Below are 21,347 nucleotides of genomic sequence, written 5' to 3'. Positions count from 1 at the left end.
GGACGTTATGTACCCCGAGGCGGACGCCTCAGCCGTTGTCGACGCCCCGGTCACACGCGACATCCCCGTCCCGTCTCGTGCCCTCCGGCTCGGTCTCCGCTCCGATGACGCCGCGATCTCGAACGTCCGCACCACCGAGATCCCGGTGACCGACGACGATCTTTCTACTCCCGTGACCGAGGCCGCGCTCGCCAAGTCCCGGGCCGAGTCGAAGCCGAGCGGCCGTCATCGCCTGCGTCCCCCGTCGTCGGCACTCAAGGCCCGCACCGCCCTCGTGGCGATCGCCGCAGGTGCAGGCGCCGTGGCCATCGTCGGTTCCGGCGTCGACCAGGCGGCACATGTGGCTTCGGCTCCCGAGCCCGCGGAAGCCTCCCCGGAGCTCGCCCGTTCGTCCGACGACCTCGGCCCCGGCATCACCGAGTCGGATGCGGCTCCGGACTTCAGCGAATTCTCGAACCAGCTGACCCAGGGCAAGCAGATCGCCGCCGCGAGGGCTGCCGCAGACGATGCAGCGCGCCGGCCTATGTTCGTCAGTCCGATCGCATTCGGTGACTATCACCTCACCTCTGCGTTCGCCCCTCGCTGGGGTACGTTCCACGGCGGCATAGACATGGCGGCCCCGCTCGGCACGCCGATCCACGCGGTCACCGACGGTGTTGTCGTCGACGCCGGCCCGGCATCGGGTTACGGCAACTGGGTCCAGGTCAAGGGCGCAGACGGAACCATCACCATGTACGGCCACATGTCGTCCAGCGGAGTGAAGGTGACCAAGGGCGAGAAGGTCACCGCGGGTGACGTCATAGCCCTAGTCGGCAACGAAGGATTCTCCACCGGACCTCACGTACACGTCGAGGTCTGGATCCCCAAGGGCGGCGGCTACTTCAAGATCGACCCGGCGCCCTGGCTCGCGAAGCACGGCGTCAAACTCTCCGCACTGACCGGATAGACCTGCTCCATAGGCGAGTCGGCCACACTGCTCTATGAGCGCCGCCGGGCTCACACCGCTCCTCGAGCGAGCGGAGCAGGACCGTCGCGGCTAGAGCTTCTCCCCCGGCAGGCCACCGGCGGTCATGAGGGTGACACGGCCGACGTTGCCGCCGAAGTCGAAGGTGATGCGTTCGGTGATGCCGTTCCCCTCCTTCGCCACTGCCTTCCCCATCCCGAACTTCGGGTGGTTCATGCGGTCGCCGATCTCGTAGTTGACCTGCTTGTTTCGGCCCTTCGTCGGATCGGAGGAGTACGACGACCGACCACGGCCGAACGACTCACCGCCGCCGAAACTGCTCGACGAACCGCGTCCGGAGTCGTAGCCGAACCCTCCCGACCGAGAGCCGAACTCCCGGGGTGCACGACGCGGCTCGGTGCGTCGCCAGTCGATGAGGTGCTGAGGGATCTCCTGTAGGAATCTCGACTCCGGGTTCGACACCGGCTGGCCCCATGACGCCCGGGACATGGCACGCGTCAAATACAGACGCTGCCGGGCACGGGTGATACCCACGTAGGCGAGCCGACGCTCCTCGCTGAGCTCGTTCGGATCGCCGAGCGCACGCATGTGCGGAAAGTGCCCGTCCTCCCATCCGGTGACGAACACAACGGGGAACTCGAGGCCTTTTGCGGTGTGCAGCGTCATCATCGTGACGACGCCTTCGCCCTCGTCCGGGACCTGATCGGCATCGGCCACCAGGGACACCTTCTCCAGGAACGCCGCGAGTGAACCCGGCTCCGGCTCGCCGTCCTCGGCGGGACTGGGCACGTCGTCGTCAGACGAATCGTCGAGATCGTCCTCCGCGCGTTGTGCTGCTTCGAGGCTGAAGTCCCGAGCGACGGCGACGAGTTCGTTGACGTTGTCCAGCCGAGCACCGTCCTGCGGGTCGTTGGACGCCTCGAGCTCGGCCCGATAGCCGCTGCGTTCGACGATCGCGTCGACGAGTTCGCCGATGTCGGAGCCCTCGGTGGTGGCGTCCGCGACCGCCTCGTCCGCCTCCCCGCCGACTGCGCCGAAGGACATCAGGAAGTCGGTGCGCAAGCCCTCGATCAGCTCGACGAATCCGGTGATCTGCTTGACCGCGCGCGTGTTCAACAGAGCCACTCGGCCCTCGGTCGCGTCGATGAGCGCCTGGTAGAAGCTCACCCCGAGATTCTCAGCGTGCACCGCCACACACGCTTCCGCGCGATCGCCGATTCCGCGGCGCGGGGTGTTGAGGATTCGACGCAGACTCACCTGGTCGTCGGGATTGGCCACCACACGCAGGTAGGCGACGATGTCGCGGACTTCCTTGCGTTCGTAGAACTTCGTGCCGCCGACAACCTTGTAGGGCATGCCGTGGCGGACGAACACCTCTTCGAGCGCGCGCGAGCCGGTATTGGTGCGGTAGAAGACCGCGATGTCGGAGTAGGTGTGGCTGGCCGACCCACCGATCGAGTAGTCGACGAGTTGCTCGATCTCCTTGGCGATGAACGCCGCTTCGTCGCGGTCGGAGTCAGCCACGTAGCCGACGATGAGCTCGCCGTCTCCCGAGTCGGTCCAGAGTCGCTTCTCGCGGCGACCGGTGTTCCGGGAGATGACGGCGTTGGCGGCCGACAGGATGGTCTGAGTGGAGCGGTAGTTCTGTTCGAGGAGGATGGTCTCGGCTGTGGGATAGTCGCGCTCAAACTCTTCGATGTTGCGAATCGTCGCACCTCGGAAGGCATAGATCGACTGGTCCGCATCACCGACCACGCACAGTTCGGACGGTTCGACGCCACCGGTCGCCGTCTCCGCGTCGCCGACGAGTTCCCGGACGAGGACGTACTGCGCGTGGTTCGTGTCCTGGTACTCGTCGATCATGATGTGACGGAAGCGCCTGCGGTAGTACTCGGCGACGTCGGGGTGCCGCTGCAGCAGCGACACCGTCTCACCGATCAAATCGTCGAAGTCGAAGGCATTCGCCGTGGCGAGCCGCGCCTGATACTCGGCGTAGATCTGGGCGACCGTTTGAGCGGTCAGATCGCCGTCGTCACCCGCTGCGAGCGCCGCCGCCTCTTCTGGATCAACCAGCTCGTTCTTGTGATTCGAGATGAGCGTTCCGACTCCGCGCGGACTGAACTTCTTGGGATCGAGGTTGAGATCGCGGATCACCATCCCGAGGAGTCGACGTGAATCGTCGGCGTCGTAGATGGAGAAGTTGGAGTTCCGGTTGCCGAGCAGCGCCGACTGCGCACGCAGGATCCGGACACAGGTCGAGTGGAACGTCGACACCCACATGTAGGAGGCACGGGGACCGACAAGGTCGATGACACGCTCGCGCATCTCGGCGGCGGCCTTGTTGGTGAAGGTGATCGCGAGGATCTGCCCCGGCGTCACATCACGTTCGGCCAGGAGGAATGCGATGCGGCGAGTCAGGACGGCGGTCTTGCCCGAACCGGCTCCGGCCACGATCAGCAGCGGCACACCCTGGTGGATCACGGCGGCGCGCTGTTGCGGGTTGAGCCCGTCGAGCAGTTCCCGGCCGCGCTCGGAGAGGTCCGCGTCGGAGGGGCTGGCGGCAGAGGTGACAGAGGTGTTGGTGACAGAGCTGTTCATGGCCATGCCAGGCTACCTGCGACCTACGACAGTCCCGTCGACACGTCAGGGCGCGAGGTCGGCCATCACCGGTAGTCCTACACGTCCCTCGCCGGTGTTCAGCCGCAGGCCGGGGGTCACCGGGCGGATGTGCAGCCTGTCGCCCTGCCCGCTCACCTGTAGGTAGACGGCGTGCAGCCCGGGCTTCACCTTGACGCGGAGCGGTTCCCCGCCTTCCAGGCGGACTTCCACCTCTCCGCCCATGTTGGCGCAGTAGCTGAGCTGGATCGTCCACTGGATGTTGATCAGCGGACCGTCGAGCCGGAGCCGTTGTGGGCCCGCGATGCCGGGGTTCCGACACGTGCCACGACTCGGCGCGATGGTGCGGGACCTCGTGACCGCACCTGGTACTGCGCGTCCGTCAGGGGCCAGCACAACGAGCCTGTCGGTGTATCCGCCGAAATCGGGGCGGTCGTCCAGGCTGCCGAAGATGTGACTGATCTGATTGTCCGGGAATGTGACGGGGAGCAGCACCTCGATGGGAACGGTCTGGTCGAACATCACACGCCCGGCATTGTCCTTCATGGCCTGTCGGGCGTTGGCCAGGTAGTCCCCGGTGGGCCCCTCATTCCACGACTGCGAGAACGACGAGGTGCCGACCATCGCCGACAAGACCAGCAGTCCACACCCGACGGCCCCGGCCATCGAAAGCCTGCGGTTCGGCTCGGTCCTCGCCGCGTGTGACCCGCCGGAGGCCGGGGCGGCGGCGATCAACGCGAAGGCGAGGGCGAACACCAGCGCGGTGTCGGGCAGATACCGCAGAGTCTGGGCCAGTTCGAGCGCGGTGTTCTCACCTGACCGCAACCACATGACGGGGACCTGCACGCCGACTGCGTACGCGGCGGCGAAGACCCAGACGGTGGCCGCGCCGCGCTTGGCGCGGACCGTCGTCGCAACGAGCGTCGCGACGACCAGCCAGCCGACGACGATCATCCAGACCGGTGCCAGCCCCATCGGCGGGGCGGGCGGCCACAGCTCCCACACCCACGGACCGCCGGCGAACGACGGGACGATCGCGTTGTTCACGCTGCGCCAGACGAGTTCGACCATCTGCGATGCCGAGCGCTCGCCGTCTCCCGTCGTGGTGACTGTGAAGAACAGCGCCGCCCAGGCGACGAACACAACGCCCATAGCCGCCCAGAGCAGCTTCGCCCTGCCGATCACCTCGGTGACGAGTGAGCCTGCCCGCCGCTCGTATCGGACCGCGAGCAGCGCGACGACGAAGGCGACCGGCAGGATCACCAACGACTTCTCAAAGAACACCAGTCCGACGGCAAACGCGGCGACCGCTCCGACGATCAGTCGGGTCCGACGCGGTCCGGTCGGCTCGTCACGAACCAGTACCACGGCGCTGCCGACCACCCACGCCAGCGCCGCTTGGAACGGCAACGTGTTGAGGCCCGCGGCCCACCACGCGTACGCGGTCACCGTCATCGGTACGAACAGGTAGAACGCCAATGCTGCGAGCGCGCCGCCTCTCGCGTTCGGCGCGATGATCCTGATCGCACGCCACACCGCGAGTGAGGCGACCACCTGCAGAACCATCAGTGTCACGGCGGGCAGCCACCACTGCAGCGGTGCGATGTGCGTCGAGAGCGCAGCCACCAGGTACGCGCCCGGCATCAGATGCCCGTCGTGGTTCTGGCCGAGGAAGGCCCAGCTGAGAGTGTCGTGGGTGGACGCCTGGCCGATGAGCAGCAGGTCGTCTCCGTAGAAATCGCCCCGGATGACGAGCCAGGCCCGCACGATCGTCTGTGCAACGATGAGCGCTGCGGCGAGGGCGGTGATCTTCCTGGCTTCCAGCATTCCTGCATTGTCGCGCACCGTGTCCGGAATGCACACCGCGCCACACGTTTTCCGGCGGGCCCGAGCTCTCGGCGTCGGCGTTCATGGCAAGATCGTGAACCGTGAGCGAGTCAAGCGAATCCGACAAGGACCTGGGAGTCGACGGTCTGAGCACCGATGTCGCAGATCTTCCCGACGACATCGACACCCTGCGTCAGGAGATCGACCGGATGGACGCGATCATCCTCGCCGCCATCCAGCGCCGAAGCGCGGTGTCGAAGAAGATCGGCGCTCACCGCATGGCGACCGGCGGTCCGCGCCTGGTCCACAGCCGCGAGGTGAAGGTTCTCGACCGCTTCTCCGCGCTCGGGTCCGAAGGCCACACCTTGGCGATGCTCCTGCTCCGTCTCGGCCGCGGTCCCCTCGGCCGCTGACTTCCGTCCAACCATTACCGCTCAGGGCCGACGCCTCTCGTCGGAGCCCTGCTTTCGCTGAGCGGTAATGGTTCGACGCGCGTCAGCCCTTGCGCCCTCGGTGTGATCGGTACCAGCGGACGAGCGCGTCGGTCGACGAGTCCGGCTGCGGCGCGGGCGAATCCGCCTGGGAGACGACGCCGAGCAGCGCGCTCGCCTTGTCCTTGCCCAGCTCCACACCCCACTGGTCGAACGGGTTGATGCCCCAGATCATCGCCTTCACGAAGGTCTCGTGCTCGTACAGCGCGATCAACTGGCCCAGCACAGACGGCGTGATCTGCGGGGCCAGGATCGTCGTCGACGGGCGGTTGCCCGGCATCACCTTGTGCGGGACCAGCGCGGGCGGGACACCTTCGGCGGCGATGTCCTCCGCCGTCTTACCGAACGCGAGAACTTCTGTCTGGGCGAAGAAGTTGCTCATCAAGACGTCGTGCATCGAGCCGCCGTCGACCGTCTCGCGGTCGTCGGTCGGGATCGCGAATCCGATGAAGTCGGCCGGGATCAGCCATGTTCCCTGGTGTAGCAGCTGGTAGAACGCGTGCTGACCGTTTGTCCCCGGCTCTCCCCAGTAGATGGTGCCGGTCGGTGAGGTGACCTGCCGTCCGGACGTCGTCACCGATTTGCCGTTCGACTCCATCGTCAACTGCTGCAGATACGCCGGGAAACGGGCGAGATCGTCCGCGTACGGCATCACGGCCTTCGTCTGCGCACCCCAGAAGTTGGAGTACCAGAGGCCGATGAGGCCGAGCAGTGCAGGCGCGTTGCGTTCGAGAGGCGCGGTGCGGAAGTGCTCGTCGACGAGGTGGAAGCCGTCGAGGAACTCGTCGAATCGGCGGCGACCGATCGCGATCATCAACGACAGCCCGATTGCCGCGTCGAGCGAGTACCGGCCACCGACCCAGCTCCAGAACCCGAACATGTTGGCTGTGTCGATGCCGAACTTCTCGACCTCGTCGGCGTTGGTGCTGACGGCGACGAAGTGTTTCGCGACGGCGGAGGCGTCGCCGTCGAACGCGCCCACGAGCCAGCGACGCGCACTGACCGCGTTGGTGATGGTCTCGAGTGTTGTGAAGGTCTTCGAGGCGACGATGAACAGGGTGGTCGCTGGATCGCAGTGATCGAGGACGGACACCAGGTTCGACGGGTCGATGTTGGAGACGAAGTGGCACGAGATCCGCTCGTGGCGGTCGTGTCGTAGCGCCTGGTAGGCCATCGCCGGACCGAGGTCGCTGCCGCCGATGCCGATGTTCACGACATCGGTGATCGGTCGTCCGGTGTGGCCGACCCACGAGCCGTCGCGAACGCGTTCGCTGAAGTCGCCCATCGCGTCGAGCACCTCGTGCACATCGGCGACCACATCCTGCCCGTCGACGACGAGCTCGGCGTCGCGCGGGAGGCGGAGCGCGGTGTGCAGCGCCGCACGGTCCTCGGTGGTGTTGATGTGCGCTCCCGCGTACATCGCGTCCCGCTTCTCCTCGAGCCCCGCTTCGCGGGCGAGGCTGGCGAGCAACTCGATCGTCTCAGCGGTGATCAGGTGCTTCGAGTAGTCGATGTGCAGGTCGGCGACGTCGACGACGAGCGACGATCCCCGTTCGGGATCCATCGCGAACAGTTCTCGAAGGTGCAGTGAGTAGACGTGCTGCTGATGCGCAGCGAGCGCATGCCACGACACGGTGGCAGTGATGTCGAAGTCATCACCATTGTCTGGATGTCCATTGACGCGGCCCAACATTTATCCACCATATGTGGTCACGCTGTGACGCGCCTGACCGCATCAGACCATTCGTCGCGTGATCACATCCGGGAGGTGCCTCAGCGCCCACGAGATCGGTGTCCACGGCAGGCCCGGAACCGCAGCTCGGGTGCGCTCGGATTCGATCGCCTTGACCATGGATGCGACACCGGTGTCCAGGTCGGTCATCATCGACGTCTTCACGCCGCGGTTGATGTCGGTGGAGATATAGCCCGGTAGCAGGACGGTGACGTTGATCGGCGTACCCGCGAGCTCGGCTTGCAGTCCCTGCCCGAGTGTCGCGAGTCCGGCCTTGGACGCCGAGTACGCGGCCTGCGCCTTGGGGAGTCCGCGGACGGCACTCATCGAGCTGACGAGAACAAGATGCCCGTGGTTCTGTTCGCGGAAGATCTCGAGCGCGGCCTCGACCTGCGCGAGCGCCCCGATCAGGTTGGTCTGGACGGTCTCGATGTTGGCCACAGCCTTGCCGGTGCCGATCGGAGCGCCCTTGCCGAGGCCCGCATTGACGATCACCCGGTCGACGCCGCCGAGGTCGTCGGTGAGGGCTCGGAACGTGGTGCGGACAGCGTCGGTGTCGGTCACGTCGAGGCGAGCGACTGCGATCTTCGGTGAGGAAGTCAGCTCGGCGGCGAGCGCGTCGAGGCGGTCGAGTCGTCGTGCCGCCAGCCCGAGGCTGCGCCCCCGTGAGGCGAACTCACGGGCCATTCCTTCGCCGAGTCCGGAGCTGGCGCCGGTGATGATGATCTTGTCGCGAGTCACGACACCGAATCTACCTGCACCGACCGTGACGCCAAGTCCCGCCGATAACGATCGACTGGTAAGAATCGCCACGAATTCCGGTCCCGACCGGTAAGAATGGCGGTGACCATGTCGTCCATTCGACCGAGGTATCTCTCATGCGCCGAACGCCCCGACTGTTGTCCGCGGCCGGAATAGGAACCGCCGTCGCCGCGACCCTGACGCTGTTGTCGCCGATGTCTCCTATCCCGACCGCCGATGCGACCGGTGCGTGCAGCAACTCCGGCACCGGAATCCGGTTGCCGTTCAACACCGGATCGCTCGGCCTGCCCCGCGGCGGCGCAGCCGAAGGGCCACAGAAGCCGCTCCCCGGTTTCAACAACGGCCGGACCAGGACCGTCTCGTGGGTCACCGGTCCGCTCAGCCGGAACAAGACGTTCACTCGGTTCGGGATCTCCGGCACTGACGTCGGCGTGGCCTGGGACAACGGACGTGGTCAGACGTTGATGGCGTTCGGCGACACGTTCGGCAATTGCCTCCGACAAGGCCTCGGTTGGCGGAACAACACTCTCCTGCGTTCGACGGACCGCAATCTGTCCGACGGACTGACGCTGCAGCGATCCGGTTATGCGGGCCCGATGTTCGGAGCGCTCGGCTTCTCCGGCGTCGAGAAGACGAAGATCCCTACGGCGGGCGTGTCGATCGGCGGCAAGCAGTATGTGAACTTCATGTCGGTCCGCGCGTGGGGGCCGCCGAGCCGCTGGTACACCAACTACTCGGGCACGGCGGTGTCGTCGAACAACGGCCGCTCCTGGGTGACACCCCAGTCGACTGTCCGGCCGAATCTGCCGTGGAATCCGATCGACTCGGTGTTCCAGCAGAGCGCCTACGTGAAGGGTGCGGGTCCTGACGCCGGGTGGATCTACCAGTACGGAACACCGAACGGACGATTCGGCAACGCATACGTGGCTCGCTTCCGGCCGTCGGACATCCTGAATCTGGGCCGTTACCAGTACTGGACCGGCTCCCGCTGGGGCGGCGCCGGTTCGCGGCCCGCCCCGATCGTCCGAGGCCCGGTGACCGAACTGTCCGTCCAGTGGAGCCCCGTTCTGCGGAAGTACGTGATGCTCGACAGCCCGCACGGAGTGAGACTGCGGACCGCGAGTCATCCGCAGGGCCCGTGGAGCGCGGCTCGCCGAATCACGCCGCCGAGCCTCGAGCTGTACGCACCGATGATGCTTCCGTCATCGCCCGCACTGCGCGGCACGGGCTCGGAGCTGTACTTCAACGCCTCCCGGTGGGACGACTACAACGTCGCCCTCATCGAGACCCGCGTCCGCTGATCCTGCTCCTCGAGCGGAGTCGAGAGGCTACTTCAACAAACGAGACATCCGGCGGTCGGCGAGGATCTTGCCGCCGGTCTGGCACGTCGGGCAGTACTGGAACGATCGATCGGCGAACGACACTTCGCGGACGGTGTCGCCGCACACGGGGCACGGCATGCCGGTGCGGGCATGGACACGAAGCCCGGTCCGTTTCTCGGACTTCATCGTTGCGACCTCGCTGTCTTCGAGCCGGCGGGTCGCGTCGAGCAGAACCGACCGCATCGCGTTGTACAGGGCGTCGACCTGATCGTCCGAGAGCGTCTTGGCGGTGGCGAACGGCGACAGTTTCGCGGTGTGCAGGATCTCGTCGGAGTACGCGTTGCCGACGCCGCTGACCACCCGTTGGTCGGTGAGAAGGTTCTTGATCCGGGACGTGCGGGAGGTCAGGATCGTCCCGAAGTCGTCTCGTGTGAGTTGCAGAACGTCGGGGCCGAGTGTCGCGATCCGCTCCACGTCGGACGTGTCGCGGACGATCCACGCGGCGAGTCGCTTCTGGGTACCGGCCTCGGTGACGTCGAATCCTTCTCCGGGCAGACCGCAGTGGACGCGCAGTGCGATGGGACTTTTGCCGCCCGGTTTGAGCGGCCTCGGCGATAGGTCGCTGCTCCATCGCACCCACCCGGCCCGTGAGAGGTGGACGACGAGGTCGATCTCCCCGTCGTCCCCGTCGGTGCGGATCACGAGGTACTTCGCGATGCGGTCGACTGCTGTCACCACTCGTCCGACAAGTGCCGAGTACGGCGGGTCCGCGGTTTTGAGCACGGACAGCGATGCGACGTCGACCCGACGGATCGGCAGCCCAGCCATGCGAGAGTCGAGGTAGGCCGCGATCGCGGAGACTTCGGGGAGTTCCGGCATGTCACCAGTGTCCTGCAAGGGATGTGATTTGGTAAGTGGATGACTGATCGCTTGTCGGACGCCGAGCTCGCCGCCCGTATCGCAGTGGGCGCCGGCGAGGTTCTGAGCGGGATCCGGCACGGCGATCTGATCGGCGGACGGCTTCTCGGTGACGTCGGCGACACCCTCGCGCAAGCCTGGATCTCGACCGTTCTGCGGACCCACCGCCGCCACGACGCGGTGCTGTCCGAGGAGGCGGCCGACGTCGGCGACCGGTCGACGGCGTCCCGAGTCTGGATCATCGACCCGTTGGACGGCACCAGCGAGTTCTCGATGGGCACTGCCGACTGGGCGGTGCACGTCGCACTTGCGGTGGACGGTCAACCGGACGTGGCCGCGGTGTCCCTTCCGGCTCACGGCGAACTGTTTCGCAGCGACGACGTACAGCTCGCCGACGGCCCTTTGACAGGCAGGCTCGCCGTCTCCCGGTACGGCCATTCGTACCATTCGGCCGCCGTGGCCGACAGACTCGGCATGGATGCGATCCGGATCGGTTCGGCCGGCGCGAAGGCGATGGCCGTGGTCCGTGGCGATGCCGATGCGTACGTGCATTCCGGTGGGCAGTACGAGTGGGACAACTGTGCGCCGGTCGGGGTCGCGCTCGCGGCCGGGCTGCACTGCAGCCGCCTCGACGGCCGCCCGATCGTCTACAACAACCCGCAGCCGTACATGCCTGACTTCGTCATCTGTCGGCCGGAGATCGCCGACGATGTCCTCGACGCGGTCAGCACTCCCTGGTGATGACTGACACACCCTGGGAAATTTTGCGCAGTTGGACCGCTTCACGACGATATTCGCACTGGTCGTACCGCCCCGCCGGTGCCATTCTGAGTGACATGGCTGACACGAACGGGCCGCACTGGCCGAACGGCGATCCGCAGCAACCGGGTCCGAATCCGGGCGGCTACAACCCGTACGATCCGACCCAGCACGGCCACACGCCCCCGCCGAGTGACAACCCGTACGACAAGACTCAGCAGTACGGAGCGGCACCTCCGCCGGGTGGACCCCAGTACGGCGCGCAGCCGCCGTACGGCCAGCCGCAGCAGCCGTACGGCGCGCAGTTCGGCCAGCCCCAGTACGGTCAAAGCCAGTACGGCCAACAGCCGTACGGGCAGTTCCCCGGCCAGTACCCGCCCGGCGGTCAGCCGCCCAGCGGATCGAACAAGGCGATCATCTGGATCGCCCTTGTCGGCGCAGTCCTCCTCGTCGGAGGACTTGTGACATGGCTGATCGTCCGTGACGATTCGCCGAAGAACGTCACCGCCGCGTCGTCGTCGAGCGGCACCCCGAGTTCGTCGAGCGGCTACCCGTCATACTCGTATCCCTCGTACCCGTCCTACACGTACGACCCGTCGACCAGCTACACCCCGCCCACGACGTCGACGTCGTCGTCGTACATCTACTACGGCGCGATCGCCATGTCGACGTCCACCGGCGATGTCGGTTACTCGATCAACAACAGAACTCAGACGGCGGCCGACAGCGCCGCGCTGGCGCAGTGCAGCGCGTCGTCGTGCACCACGGTGCTGCGATTCTGGAACGCGTGCGGCTCGATTGCGCAGTCACAGGCCAACCTGTACTGGGGTTGGGGATGGGCGACGACACGACAGGGCGCGATCGACGAGGCCACGTCGCAGGTGAAGGGTGCCGACCCCAAAGTCCTGACGACGCAGTGCACGATCAACGCGGGCGACTCGCGCGCGGGCGGTTCCGCCTGAGCTCAGCCGCGCTTGTGCAGCAGGTAGATGTCCATGATCCAGCCGAGCCGTTCCCTCGCCTCGGCGCGCTTGGCGACGATCTCGTCGGTGACGTCGCCCACCCGTCCGCTCACGAGAATCTGATCGTCGGTACCGACGTATGCCGCCCAATAGACGAGGTCGTCCGGTGACGCCGTCTCACGGAAGGCGAGCGCGGAGTCGAGCATGACGATCTGGTTGAGGTCCGCGCCCTCTGGAGTCGACGCGAGCCTGCGGCCGGTGGTGGTGGTGATCGGTTCACCGACTCCGTGCGCCACGATGCCGTGCGCGGCGGTCAATGCGGACGCGCTGGTGACTCCGGGGATCACCTCGATCGTCAGATCGGCGCGCCGATCGACGAGGCGGTCGGTGATCCGGAGAGTGGAGTCGTAGAGAGCCGGATCGCCCCACACGAGGATCGCGGCGTTTCCGCCCGCAGACAGGTTGTCGTCGAGTGCGGCGCCGATCGCGTCTACCCTCGCCGTGTGCCAGCGCCGGACTTCGGCCTCGTAGTCGTCGGGATTTCGATCCCGCGGAGGGTCGGCCACAACGACGACCCGATGGCCGGCACGAGCGTGCGCGTCCAGCATCCGGGTGCGCACCGCCGTCAGCTCCGCCGTCCTCTCCCCTTTGTCCAGGATGAGGAACACATCGGTCATCGCGATCGCGTCGACCGCCTCCAGGGTGATCTGGCGAGGACCACCTGGGCCGATGCCGATCACGCGGAGGGTCTGATGCTGATTCGAAGTCATTGTGCTCCCGGCAGGATTCGAACCTGCGACACCCGCTTTAGGAGAGCGGTGCTCTATCCCCTGAGCTACGAGAGCGAGAACGGTTCGCGTTGATGGTGCACGACCGCACGGGCTGCGATGGGGATGCGCGGCCCGACGCGAGAAGTCTACGTGACACCGATTGCGTCCCGAGCGTCGCCCGTGCCGGTCGATCCCGACGGTCGAAACCGGTGAACTCGCCGCCGTCGACCTCGCCTGGGACGTATTCCAGCGCGGGGATTCCGAACAGCGCGGCCACCGAAGGCGTGGGCGGTCAGTACGTCTACGCGGGCTCGAACAGAATCTCAGGTCACCCCAGGAAGTCGTGACCATCGGCCGAGTTGGCGAACTGGACGCCCGGCTTTGTCCAACGCTCAGTCCGCCCTCACGAGCCGACTCGGCGATTCGCGTCCATGAGCACCCGGGCCGCGTCGCGGGCACCGTCGGTGACACCGTCCGGCCCGAGGATCGCGGCCGTCGCGAGCGCACCTTCGGTCAGCAGCCCGACCTGGACCGCCACTCGGTCAGGCAGGCCGGCATCGGCGACGAGCCCTGCCAGCTCGTCCTGGTAGCACGTCTTGTTGTGCTGCGCGGCCTCGGCGACCGTCGGCGACGTTGCACCCATCTCTCCGTAACTGTTGATGAACGAACATCCGCGGAAGTCGTCCTCCGCGAACATCTCGTCCAGCCAGTCGAATATCGCGAGCACTTTCGCCTCGGGGTCGTGGGCGCGGTCGACGTGTCGGTGCAGCCCCTCCGTCCATCGACGGTCCCGGATCGCCAGAACCTGTGCGACCAGCGAATCCTTCGACGGAAACAGTTTGTAGATGGCTTTCAAGGACACACCTGCGGCGGTCCGGATCTCGTCCATCCCGACCGCCTGAATCCCACGTCCGTAGAACAGTTTCTCCGCAGCGCCGAGCACTGCTGCCCGCTGTTGATCGGCGTCCATACTCCACTACCCCTTGCGCGAGAACGATCGTTCCCCTACTCTAGCAAGCAGACGGAGAACGCCCGTTCTCCGTGTAGCGAAGGAGCAGCCATGAGCATCAAAACCGTTCTCGAGCCCGCAGCCCAGGCATTCGCAGACGCTACGGCGAACCCGCCCTACCTGTTCGAACTCAGTCCATCGGAAGGCCGCGCCGCAGTCATCGAGGTGCAGTCCGGTGACGTCGACCTGCCTCCCGTCGACGAGGAGTGGATCACCGTCAACGGTGGACCGACCGGTGAAGTACGGACGCGGATCGTTCGACCCGCCGGAGCCACCGGCGAGCTCCCGGTGATCCTGTACATCCACGGCGCCGGTTGGGTGTTCGGCAACGCGCACACGCACGATCGTCTGGTCCGCGAGCTCGCTGTCGGCACCGGTGCGGCTGTGGTCTTCCCCGAGTACGACCTCTCCCCCGAGGCCCGCTACCCCGTCGCGATCGAGCAGAACTACGCCGTCGCGCAGTGGATCGTGAACTCAGGTGCGGACAAGCACCTCGACGGCAGTCGGATCGCGGTATGCGGCGACTCCGTCGGCGGCGATATGTCTGCCGTCCTCGCTTTGCAGGCCAAGGACCGCGGCGACGTGCCGCTCACCGCACAGGTATTGCTGTACCCCGTCACCGAGGCGAACTTCGACACCGACTCGTACCATCAGTTCGCCGAGGGCTACTTTCTGAGGCGCGATGGAATGCAGTGGTTCTGGGACCAGTACACGACCGACGAGGCACAGCGTGACGAGATCTACGCGTCGCCGCTGCGCGCGACAATCGAGCAGTTGACCGGACTCCCGCCCGCCACGATCATCACAGCCGAGGCCGATGTCCTTCGCGACGGCGGCGAAGCATATGCGACCAAGCTGCGGGAGGCCGGCAACGACGTCACCGCTGTTCGGATCGGCGGGGTGATCCACGACTTCATGATGATCAACTCGATGCGCGAGACGAACGGCGCTCAGGCCGGGTTCGACATCGCGATCGCGGCCCTGCGTCGAGCACTGCTCAGCTGACCCGATCCGGACGGGCCCGACCTCGCATCCAGGAGGTCGGGCCCGCCCGGTCAGGACAGGGCGATGTTCACATACACGGTCTCGAGGTACTCCTCGATTCCCTCGTACCCGCCTTCGCGCCCGAGGCCAGACTGTTTGACCCCGCCGAAGGGCGCCGCCGGGTTGGAGATGACTCCAGAGTTGATGCCGAGCATTCCCGTCTCCAGACGGTTCGGGAGCCGGAGGATCCGGTCGTGGTCAGTCGTGTAGGCGTACGCGATCAGCCCGAACGGAGTCGAGTTCGCCAGTTCGATCGCCTCGTCCTCCGTTGAGAACCGGGCGACAGGCGCCACCGGACCGAAGATCTCCTCGGACATCACCCGCGCATCGGCGGGCACGCCCGTCACGACGGTCGGCTCGAAGAAGTAGCCAGGACCGTCGACTGCTGCCCCGCCGGTGACGACGGTTGCTCCACGGCCGACGGCGTCGTCGACGAGACCCGCCACCCGCTGTTTGGCGTCGTCGTCGATCAACGGCCCCAGGTCGACGCCCGACTCAGTTCCTCTGCCGACTCGCTTGGCTGCAAACGCCTCGCCCAGCTTCCGAGAGAACTCGTCGGCGATGGCCTCGTGCACGTAAAAGCGGTTCGCAGACGTGCACGCTTCGCCGATGTTCCGAAGTTTCGCGGCGACAGCTCCTTGGACGGCAGCGTCGACGTCGGCATCGTCGAACACGAGGAACGGAGCATTGCCGCCCAGTTCCATCGACGTTCGCAGCACGTTGTCGGACGCTTGCGCGAGCAGCGCCTGCCCGACGGGTGTGGAGCCGGTGAACGACAGTTTCCGAAGACGGGAATCACCGATCAGCGGCCCGGTTGTCGAACCGGCGCTCGACGTGGGAATCACGTTGACCACACCGTCCGGGACGCTTGCTTCGTGAAGAACCTGCGTGAACAGAAGAGTTGTCAGCGGGGTGGCCGATGCGGGCTTGACCACCATGGTGCAGCCCGCCGCGAGCGCCGGACCGATTTTGCGCGTCGCCATGGCGAGCGGGAAGTTCCACGGCGTGATGAGCAGGCAGGGCCCGACCGGCTTCTTCACAGTCACGAGGCGGGACTTGCCGTCGGGCGCGGTCGTGTACCGCCCGTCGATACGGACCGCCTGCTCGGAGAACCAGCGAAGGAACTCGGCTCCGTAGGCCACTTCTCCGCGCGACTCGGCCAGCGACTTCCCCATCTCCAAGGTCATCAGCAGCGCGAAGTCGTCGGTGCGTGCGGTCACCGCGTCGAACGCTCGGCGCAGGATGTCGCTGCGCTCGCGCGGTGGTGTGGCGGCCCACGAGTCCTGCGCAGCCACGGCGGCATCCAGCGCTGCAGCAGCGTCGACGGCGTCTGCGTCCGCGACGTCCACCAGGTGCTCGCCGGTCGACGGATCGTCGACGGAAAAGGTCTTGCCGCCCGACGCGGGCCGCCATACCCCGCCGATGTGCAGGTTCACGGGAAGGGAGTCGATGAGCTCTCGCTCGTCGGCGCTGCTGACAGTCATCTTCGTCTCCGTTCAGTAGCAGGTTCGTCGGCCCACATCACATGGACTTCCGCCAGGGTAGTCACGACTGAGCTGGTTCCGCCGAGCGTCGGAGGGCTCTTCTAGAGTGAGTGCATGAGTCGTACGTTCAGCGGTGAGTCCGCTGTCGGTGACACCGGTGTGGGGCTGGCGCTCGCGCCGGCGCTGACTCCCGGCGGGGTCGCTGACCGGCCGAGCTTCTTTCACGGATTCGCAACGCACCCGGCGGTCTTCGCGCAGGGCCTGTTGACGCTCGCGGAGGTGACCGCGACGCGCTACTTCCAGTACACGCCGTCCAACCTGCGAGATCCGGTGCTCACTGCGCACGGCGACCGGCTGCGCGCCGAGTGTTTCTCCGCGTGCAACGGCGTGTACGCGCGCCTCGACCTGCTGGGTTCCGGCTTCGACGGCGGCGATATCGGCCACGGCACCACAAACGTCGACGTGAATCCGACGATGCGTAGTGCACTCGCACAGGTCCGACGTACCGAACTGCTTCACGTCGACGTCGGCGACGACGGGCTGCGTGTCGCGACCCCCGATTCTCACGCGCACGAACGGCCCGTCGAGATGCCCGATCGGTGGATCCGGGCACTCGGAAACGTCGCCCAGATGCATCGGCCCGCGGTGTCGGCGTTCACCCTCGACAGGCGGCAGGCCCGCGCGTTCCTCGGTTCGTTGCCGCATGCGACGGCTGCGGCTCAACGCGGATGGCTTGTCCCCGACCGCACCGGCGCACGACTGTCCCCGCGACCTGTACCGGGCGGCGTCTACGTCAACGGACTCCACCGACTGGCCGCCGCGAAGCGCATGTTGGTGCACGCGACCGGACTGACCGCGTATGCACTCGACGTCGGCGAGTCCCCGAGTGTCATCGAGATCGACTTGCCCGGAGCACGACTGTCATTCGGTCTCACGGAGGAACCGTGGCGAGGCTTCTCCGGCGAAGGCAGCCTGCTCGAGGCACTGGCGTCGCCGACCGTTCTCGACGACGCCGACCTCGTGTCTGCGCTCCTCGCATTCGAGCCGACCATCGACGTCGGCCGGCTCAGTCGAGACACCGCTCTGACATCCGCACGGGTGGAGGCTGCTCTCGGGGTGCTCGCGTCGTCTGGTCGCGTCGGCTGGGACGCTCACGACGAATCATGGTTCCACCGCGAACTGCCCGACGATCCCGACCGTGTCCGCAAGGACAATCCACGCCTCGTCGCCGCCCGTGCTCTGGTCGAGACGAGTGCGGTGTCGGCGTCCGACGGTGCCTGGACTGTCGCGAACCCGTCCGGCGGAACGTACCGGGTGTCTCTCGGCCCGACCAGCGGCGTCGACGGCAGTCGGTGCACGTGTGTCTGGTACATGAAGCACGGCACCGCCCGAGGACCGTGCAAGCATGTCCTCGCGGTGTACCTGACCTGCGGCGGATCCCTTGAGGAGAACGATGACTGACCTCGACGACGCTCTCGCCGTCTACGACGCCGTCGGCTGGGAGTCGTTGGACTTCGCCGACCTTCGCACAGCCGAACGCTGCCCGACCGAGCACCGCGCGACGGCGTTGCGCGGGCTCCGTAAGGGCACCTGGATCGACTTCGCCGAGACCTCTAGCGGCTCCTACGGGCGAGTGTCACTGATCGGCGGACGTTCGGCGTCGAAGCTCGCGCTGTTCGCGATCACCGTCGGAGTGGACGCCCGACGCGCGGTCAGTGTGCTCGAGTACAACGTTCCACCCGACGTGCTCGGTCGGATCGTCGCCGACCGAGGGGCCGCGTATGCCACCGAATTCGTGCAACGCGCATGCGTCAGTTCGCGGCGCGGCCTCACGCACGGCCCGTCCGGATTCGGCGCTGCCGCGATCGTCGCAGTCGAGCTGACGTCCGCCGAAGTCCCGATGAACATCGAGTTCCTGAAGGACTGGGCAGTCCACTCGAACGCCGCGTTCACCGGCGATCGCACCGACTTCTGGTCACAAGCGGGACTCGACGTGGACGTCGTCGCACCGCGGTTCGGCGAGTACGCTCGCGCGGCGACGGCCATGAACGTTCCGATGACCGGACCGATGCGCCCGGCTCTGGCCGCGGCTGTCGAACGAGGCCTCCTCGACTCCGTCGTCGCGCAGTCGCTGGCGTTCGACGGGCTCGAATCCGCGGTCCGCCCCGGCGACCTCGCGGGCTGGCTCGGCTTCCTGCTCGACGACCTCGCCGTACCGTCGTCGGAGATCGCGGACCGCGCCGAGCAGTTGATCCCGCTCTTGACCGCGGGTGTTCCCGCCGTCACCGACCGCGTCGCCCCAGTCCTCATCGGAGCCGTCGACGACGGCCTCCTCCCCGATGTCGTGTCCGCATCTCTCACTGCAAAGCCTGCGAAGACCAGGCGGATCGTCGTCGACGCGCTCGCGGCCCGGCCTGTGCCGTCCAACTCCGACGACGTGCTCGCCGAACTCGATGCTCTCTCGGGTGCCCGGCAACTGGCCAAACCTCTCGCTGCACTCGCCACGGCCTGGAAGGTGGAGGCCCCTGTGCAGGAGTCCGCCGCGTCGTTCGCCGTCTGGCGCCTGGTGCCCGACGTGTGGGACGTGCCGCGATTCGAGCCGGGCCCGGTGTCGTCCGAGGCCCTCACCGACCTTGCGCGCAAGCTCCTCGAACGGGGTGAGGCGACCGCGGCCGATGTGGTGGTGGAGCAGTTCCATGCCTGCGCGGCATCTCTCGGTGCACAGTCTCCGGACGCCGTACGCACTGCCCTCGCCGGGGTCCCCAATGCCGCCACCGCCGGTTTGTCGGTGGTCCGATCGTGGTTGGACGGCGACCTCGCCGAAGTCATGGCGAAGTATCCGCAATCGTGGGCGCCCATCATCCGTCGGCGTGACGCCGAGCTGCTGCTCCGCAACGGTGAACTGCCTTGTGTTCTCTCGCAACCGTCGTGGGACGACCTGCGTGTGGACCCGGCCGATCTGCTCGCCCGGCTGGGCGAGTACGGCGGATCCGGCGTCGCGGCGGCGGCCTCCGACCTGGCTCTTGCACTGCTGCGGATGGACGTCGACGCCGGGCCCGCCGTCGACTTCACTGGGCTGGACGCCAAGGTGGTCGCATTCGACGGGACCGTTCTCGAGCGGACTGCTGGACAGCTGGCGGCCGCGGCGTTCACCCAGCCCGTCGCCGATCCGGGGTTGGTGTCCGGTCGCGGATGGCGGCGGTGGACGCCCGGCGACATCGTGGCACCCGACTGGCTCGAGGAGTTCGAACCGATAGCCTCCGAATACGGCGAGACCGCCGAGTTCTGGGTGTTCCCGTGTTGGCGAGGCGACACCGCGATGACGCCGGTCGCCGTTCTCGACGAGTATCACGGCAATGGGCCCACGCTCCGGCAGGCCGCACGTCGCCGTGACCCGTTGGCGCCGGGTGCGGCTGTCAACTTGCTCGCAGCTCAACGCCGATTTCACCCGCGCGACGCCGCGGACGGCCAGGCGGCGGTGTACGAGGCGTTCGACCGGGGCCTGCTCCGTCCCGGAGCCGCCGATGTGCGGTATCTCGACTGGGCCGACACACCGTCGTCCATCGCGGCGTTCGCCCGCACGTTGTCCGAGCTCGCCGAGGGCGGGTTGACGGCCGTCGTCTGGCCGATCCTCGACGACCTGCTCGCCGCTTCCGCAGCCGAAAAGCGTCTCCTGTCGGGTACCGAGACCGTCGTCGACGTCATGGCGACAGTGCTGCCCGTTGTGCAGGCGGCGGTCGCAGAGGGTCTCGCCGACCCGTCGGCGTTGGATCTCCCCGGCCTCCGGACGCTCGCCGATCGGACCGGGTCGTCGGTGGCGGTGAAGGGTGCCCGTGCTCTGGCGGTGGGCCTTCCCGCGCCGTCACGCTCACCGGAGCCCACTGTCGTGGCACCGCGTTTCGACCTGTCGGACGTGTGGACCGACGGCGTGGGCAGTGCACCCGCCGTCGACGACCGTGCGTCGGTCGCGATCGACTGGTTCGACCCCGACGCGAAGAGTCGTGAACTCGTCATCACGGCGACATTCGCACACCTGCCGGATCGTGTGTTCACGATCCGCAAGGGCTGGACGTACGACATCGAACAGGAGGGCCAGTGCCGGGCGTCCGACGGCGGCCTCGACGTCTGGCTGCAGTGGGACGGCACTGGTATCGCTGTCCGCGACAACCGGGATCAGGCTTCGTCAGGCGCGAAACCCCCTGTCACGGTGGTGATGACCGCTGTGCTGCTGGCCACGCTCATCAACGAGACGCAGGACGCCCGGTGGACGGTGGCGTCGTGTGCGCTCGACGGAGTGCTTCATGCCGAAGGCGTCAGCCTTGCGATGCGGCTGCTGCTGCCGCACCCGGTGATCAGTCCGGCGCGAATGGTCCGCGCCATCGAGCACGAGCCACGTTCCCTGCCCGCCCTCTGGCCGATCTTGACCGAATCTATCCGCCACGCGGGCGACGCCGTACGCGCCGGCGGCTCGATACCGAAATGGGCGAACCGCGTCCTCGATCTGGCCCAGACCGTCGCACCGCAGCTCGACGAGGCCGTCTCCCGCGGCCTCGCTCCCGCCGACGCGTCAATCTGGCCCGGTCTCGACGCCCTCGCCGACGCCCCCGGCAAGTCCGCCGCCATCACCAAGGCGCGCGCCCTTCGCGACCGATCACGTGTGTAGTTCGTTACCCGATTCGGGTAACGA

Annotated in this window: 16 protein-coding genes and 1 tRNA gene; 8 read left to right on the top strand and 9 right to left on the bottom strand. The window is 66.9% G+C overall.

Features of this window, described 5'->3' with window-relative positions:
* Positions 1–7 precede the first annotated feature (7 nt).
* On the top strand, positions 8–946 hold the full coding sequence (locus JVX90_RS02315) for a M23 family metallopeptidase (RefSeq protein ID WP_205330858.1): 939 nt from the start codon (positions 8–10) through the stop codon (positions 944–946).
* 90 nt (positions 947–1,036) lie between these two features.
* Here the strand turns inward: JVX90_RS02315 and JVX90_RS02310 are convergent, their stop codons facing one another.
* Both JVX90_RS02310 and JVX90_RS02305 read right to left on the bottom strand, forming a co-directional pair.
* Positions 1,037–3,562: a UvrD-helicase domain-containing protein gene (locus JVX90_RS02310; RefSeq protein WP_205330857.1), complete on the bottom strand. Its 2,526-nt coding sequence runs from the start codon at positions 3,560–3,562 to the stop codon at positions 1,037–1,039.
* A 45-nt stretch (positions 3,563–3,607) separates the two neighbouring features.
* Positions 3,608–5,407, bottom strand: coding sequence for a hypothetical protein (locus JVX90_RS02305; RefSeq protein ID WP_205330856.1), 1,800 nt, complete (start codon positions 5,405–5,407; stop codon positions 3,608–3,610).
* Positions 5,408–5,508: 101 nt separating this feature from the next.
* On the opposite strand from JVX90_RS02305, the gene JVX90_RS02300 reads away from it, so the two are divergent.
* A complete protein-coding gene (locus tag JVX90_RS02300; protein ID WP_205330855.1) occupies positions 5,509–5,820 on the top strand; it encodes a chorismate mutase in 312 nt (103 codons plus the stop codon).
* Between the two features lie 82 nt (positions 5,821–5,902).
* Here JVX90_RS02300 and pgi read toward each other — a convergent pair whose 3' ends face one another.
* Together pgi and JVX90_RS02290 are read right to left on the bottom strand one after the other, a co-directional pair.
* A complete protein-coding gene (pgi, locus tag JVX90_RS02295; RefSeq protein ID WP_205330854.1) occupies positions 5,903–7,591 on the bottom strand; it encodes a glucose-6-phosphate isomerase in 1,689 nt (562 codons plus the stop codon).
* A 42-nt stretch (positions 7,592–7,633) separates the two neighbouring features.
* Complete coding sequence (locus JVX90_RS02290; RefSeq protein ID WP_205330853.1) at positions 7,634–8,371, bottom strand: SDR family oxidoreductase; 738 nt, start codon at positions 8,369–8,371, stop codon at positions 7,634–7,636.
* Positions 8,372–8,508: 137 nt separating this feature from the next.
* On the opposite strand from JVX90_RS02290, the gene JVX90_RS02285 reads away from it, so the two are divergent.
* A complete protein-coding gene (locus JVX90_RS02285; protein ID WP_205330852.1) occupies positions 8,509–9,693 on the top strand; it encodes a DUF4185 domain-containing protein in 1,185 nt (394 codons plus the stop codon).
* 27 nt (positions 9,694–9,720) lie between these two features.
* Here JVX90_RS02285 and JVX90_RS02280 read toward each other — a convergent pair whose 3' ends face one another.
* On the bottom strand, positions 9,721–10,593 hold the full coding sequence (locus JVX90_RS02280) for an Fpg/Nei family DNA glycosylase (RefSeq protein WP_205330851.1): 873 nt from the start codon (positions 10,591–10,593) through the stop codon (positions 9,721–9,723).
* Between the two features lie 39 nt (positions 10,594–10,632).
* Between JVX90_RS02280 and JVX90_RS02275 the strand changes: the two genes are divergently transcribed.
* Together JVX90_RS02275 and JVX90_RS20670 are read left to right on the top strand one after the other, a co-directional pair.
* Positions 10,633–11,373, top strand: coding sequence for a 3'(2'),5'-bisphosphate nucleotidase CysQ (locus JVX90_RS02275; RefSeq protein WP_205330850.1), 741 nt, complete (start codon positions 10,633–10,635; stop codon positions 11,371–11,373).
* 95 nt (positions 11,374–11,468) lie between these two features.
* Positions 11,469–12,353, top strand: coding sequence for a DUF4189 domain-containing protein (locus tag JVX90_RS20670; RefSeq protein ID WP_205330849.1), 885 nt, complete (start codon positions 11,469–11,471; stop codon positions 12,351–12,353).
* A 2-nt stretch (positions 12,354–12,355) separates the two neighbouring features.
* On the opposite strand, the gene cobF is transcribed toward JVX90_RS20670, so the two are convergent.
* From cobF to JVX90_RS02255, 3 genes are all read right to left on the bottom strand, one after another.
* Complete coding sequence (cobF, locus tag JVX90_RS02265) at positions 12,356–13,123, bottom strand: precorrin-6A synthase (deacetylating) (protein ID WP_205330848.1); 768 nt, start codon at positions 13,121–13,123, stop codon at positions 12,356–12,358.
* Between the two features lie 2 nt (positions 13,124–13,125).
* A tRNA-Arg gene (locus tag JVX90_RS02260) sits at positions 13,126–13,198 on the bottom strand.
* A gap of 328 nt (positions 13,199–13,526) precedes the next feature.
* Complete coding sequence (locus tag JVX90_RS02255) at positions 13,527–14,093, bottom strand: TetR/AcrR family transcriptional regulator (protein ID WP_205330847.1); 567 nt, start codon at positions 14,091–14,093, stop codon at positions 13,527–13,529.
* A gap of 90 nt (positions 14,094–14,183) precedes the next feature.
* Here JVX90_RS02255 and JVX90_RS02250 point away from each other — a divergent pair, with 90 nt between their 5' ends.
* Complete coding sequence (locus tag JVX90_RS02250; protein WP_205330846.1) at positions 14,184–15,137, top strand: alpha/beta hydrolase; 954 nt, start codon at positions 14,184–14,186, stop codon at positions 15,135–15,137.
* A gap of 50 nt (positions 15,138–15,187) precedes the next feature.
* Here the strand turns inward: JVX90_RS02250 and JVX90_RS02245 are convergent, their stop codons facing one another.
* Complete coding sequence (locus tag JVX90_RS02245) at positions 15,188–16,660, bottom strand: NAD-dependent succinate-semialdehyde dehydrogenase (RefSeq protein WP_205330845.1); 1,473 nt, start codon at positions 16,658–16,660, stop codon at positions 15,188–15,190.
* A 114-nt stretch (positions 16,661–16,774) separates the two neighbouring features.
* On the opposite strand from JVX90_RS02245, the gene JVX90_RS02240 reads away from it, so the two are divergent.
* Both JVX90_RS02240 and JVX90_RS02235 read left to right on the top strand, forming a co-directional pair.
* On the top strand, positions 16,775–18,121 hold the full coding sequence (locus tag JVX90_RS02240; protein WP_205330844.1) for an SWIM zinc finger family protein: 1,347 nt from the start codon (positions 16,775–16,777) through the stop codon (positions 18,119–18,121).
* Complete coding sequence (locus JVX90_RS02235; RefSeq protein ID WP_205330843.1) at positions 18,114–21,323, top strand: hypothetical protein; 3,210 nt, start codon at positions 18,114–18,116, stop codon at positions 21,321–21,323. The genes JVX90_RS02240 and JVX90_RS02235 overlap by 8 nt, the downstream gene beginning before the upstream one ends.
* Positions 21,324–21,347 lie beyond the last annotated feature (24 nt).

The sequence above is a fragment of the Gordonia sp. PDNC005 genome, assembly GCF_016919385.1.
GTDB lineage: Bacteria > Actinomycetota > Actinomycetes > Mycobacteriales > Mycobacteriaceae > Gordonia.
Note: the sequence above shows the minus strand (reverse complement) of the source record. Positions and strands in the feature narration are given on the sequence as shown.

What these genes read in the sequence shown, in the direction of transcription:
- JVX90_RS02250 (WP_205330846.1), top strand. Translation starts at nt 14,184, where the DNA reads ATGAGCATCAAAACCGTTCTCGAGCCCGCAGCCCAGGCATTCGCAGAC.
- JVX90_RS02305 (WP_205330856.1), bottom strand. Translation starts at nt 5,407, where the DNA reads ATGCTGGAAGCCAGGAAGATCACCGCCCTCGCCGCAGCGCTCATCGTT.
- JVX90_RS02275 (WP_205330850.1), top strand. Translation starts at nt 10,633, where the DNA reads ATGACTGATCGCTTGTCGGACGCCGAGCTCGCCGCCCGTATCGCAGTG.
- JVX90_RS02315 (WP_205330858.1), top strand. Translation starts at nt 8, where the DNA reads ATGTACCCCGAGGCGGACGCCTCAGCCGTTGTCGACGCCCCGGTCACA.
- cobF (WP_205330848.1), bottom strand. Translation starts at nt 13,123, where the DNA reads ATGACTTCGAATCAGCATCAGACCCTCCGCGTGATCGGCATCGGCCCA.
- JVX90_RS02240 (WP_205330844.1), top strand. Translation starts at nt 16,775, where the DNA reads ATGAGTCGTACGTTCAGCGGTGAGTCCGCTGTCGGTGACACCGGTGTG.
- JVX90_RS02285 (WP_205330852.1), top strand. Translation starts at nt 8,509, where the DNA reads ATGCGCCGAACGCCCCGACTGTTGTCCGCGGCCGGAATAGGAACCGCC.
- JVX90_RS02255 (WP_205330847.1), bottom strand. Translation starts at nt 14,093, where the DNA reads ATGGACGCCGATCAACAGCGGGCAGCAGTGCTCGGCGCTGCGGAGAAA.
- pgi (WP_205330854.1), bottom strand. Translation starts at nt 7,591, where the DNA reads ATGTTGGGCCGCGTCAATGGACATCCAGACAATGGTGATGACTTCGAC.
- JVX90_RS02280 (WP_205330851.1), bottom strand. Translation starts at nt 10,593, where the DNA reads ATGCCGGAACTCCCCGAAGTCTCCGCGATCGCGGCCTACCTCGACTCT.
- JVX90_RS02310 (WP_205330857.1), bottom strand. Translation starts at nt 3,562, where the DNA reads ATGAACAGCTCTGTCACCAACACCTCTGTCACCTCTGCCGCCAGCCCC.
- JVX90_RS02235 (WP_205330843.1), top strand. Translation starts at nt 18,114, where the DNA reads ATGACTGACCTCGACGACGCTCTCGCCGTCTACGACGCCGTCGGCTGG.
- JVX90_RS02245 (WP_205330845.1), bottom strand. Translation starts at nt 16,660, where the DNA reads ATGACTGTCAGCAGCGCCGACGAGCGAGAGCTCATCGACTCCCTTCCC.
- JVX90_RS20670 (WP_205330849.1), top strand. Translation starts at nt 11,469, where the DNA reads ATGGCTGACACGAACGGGCCGCACTGGCCGAACGGCGATCCGCAGCAA.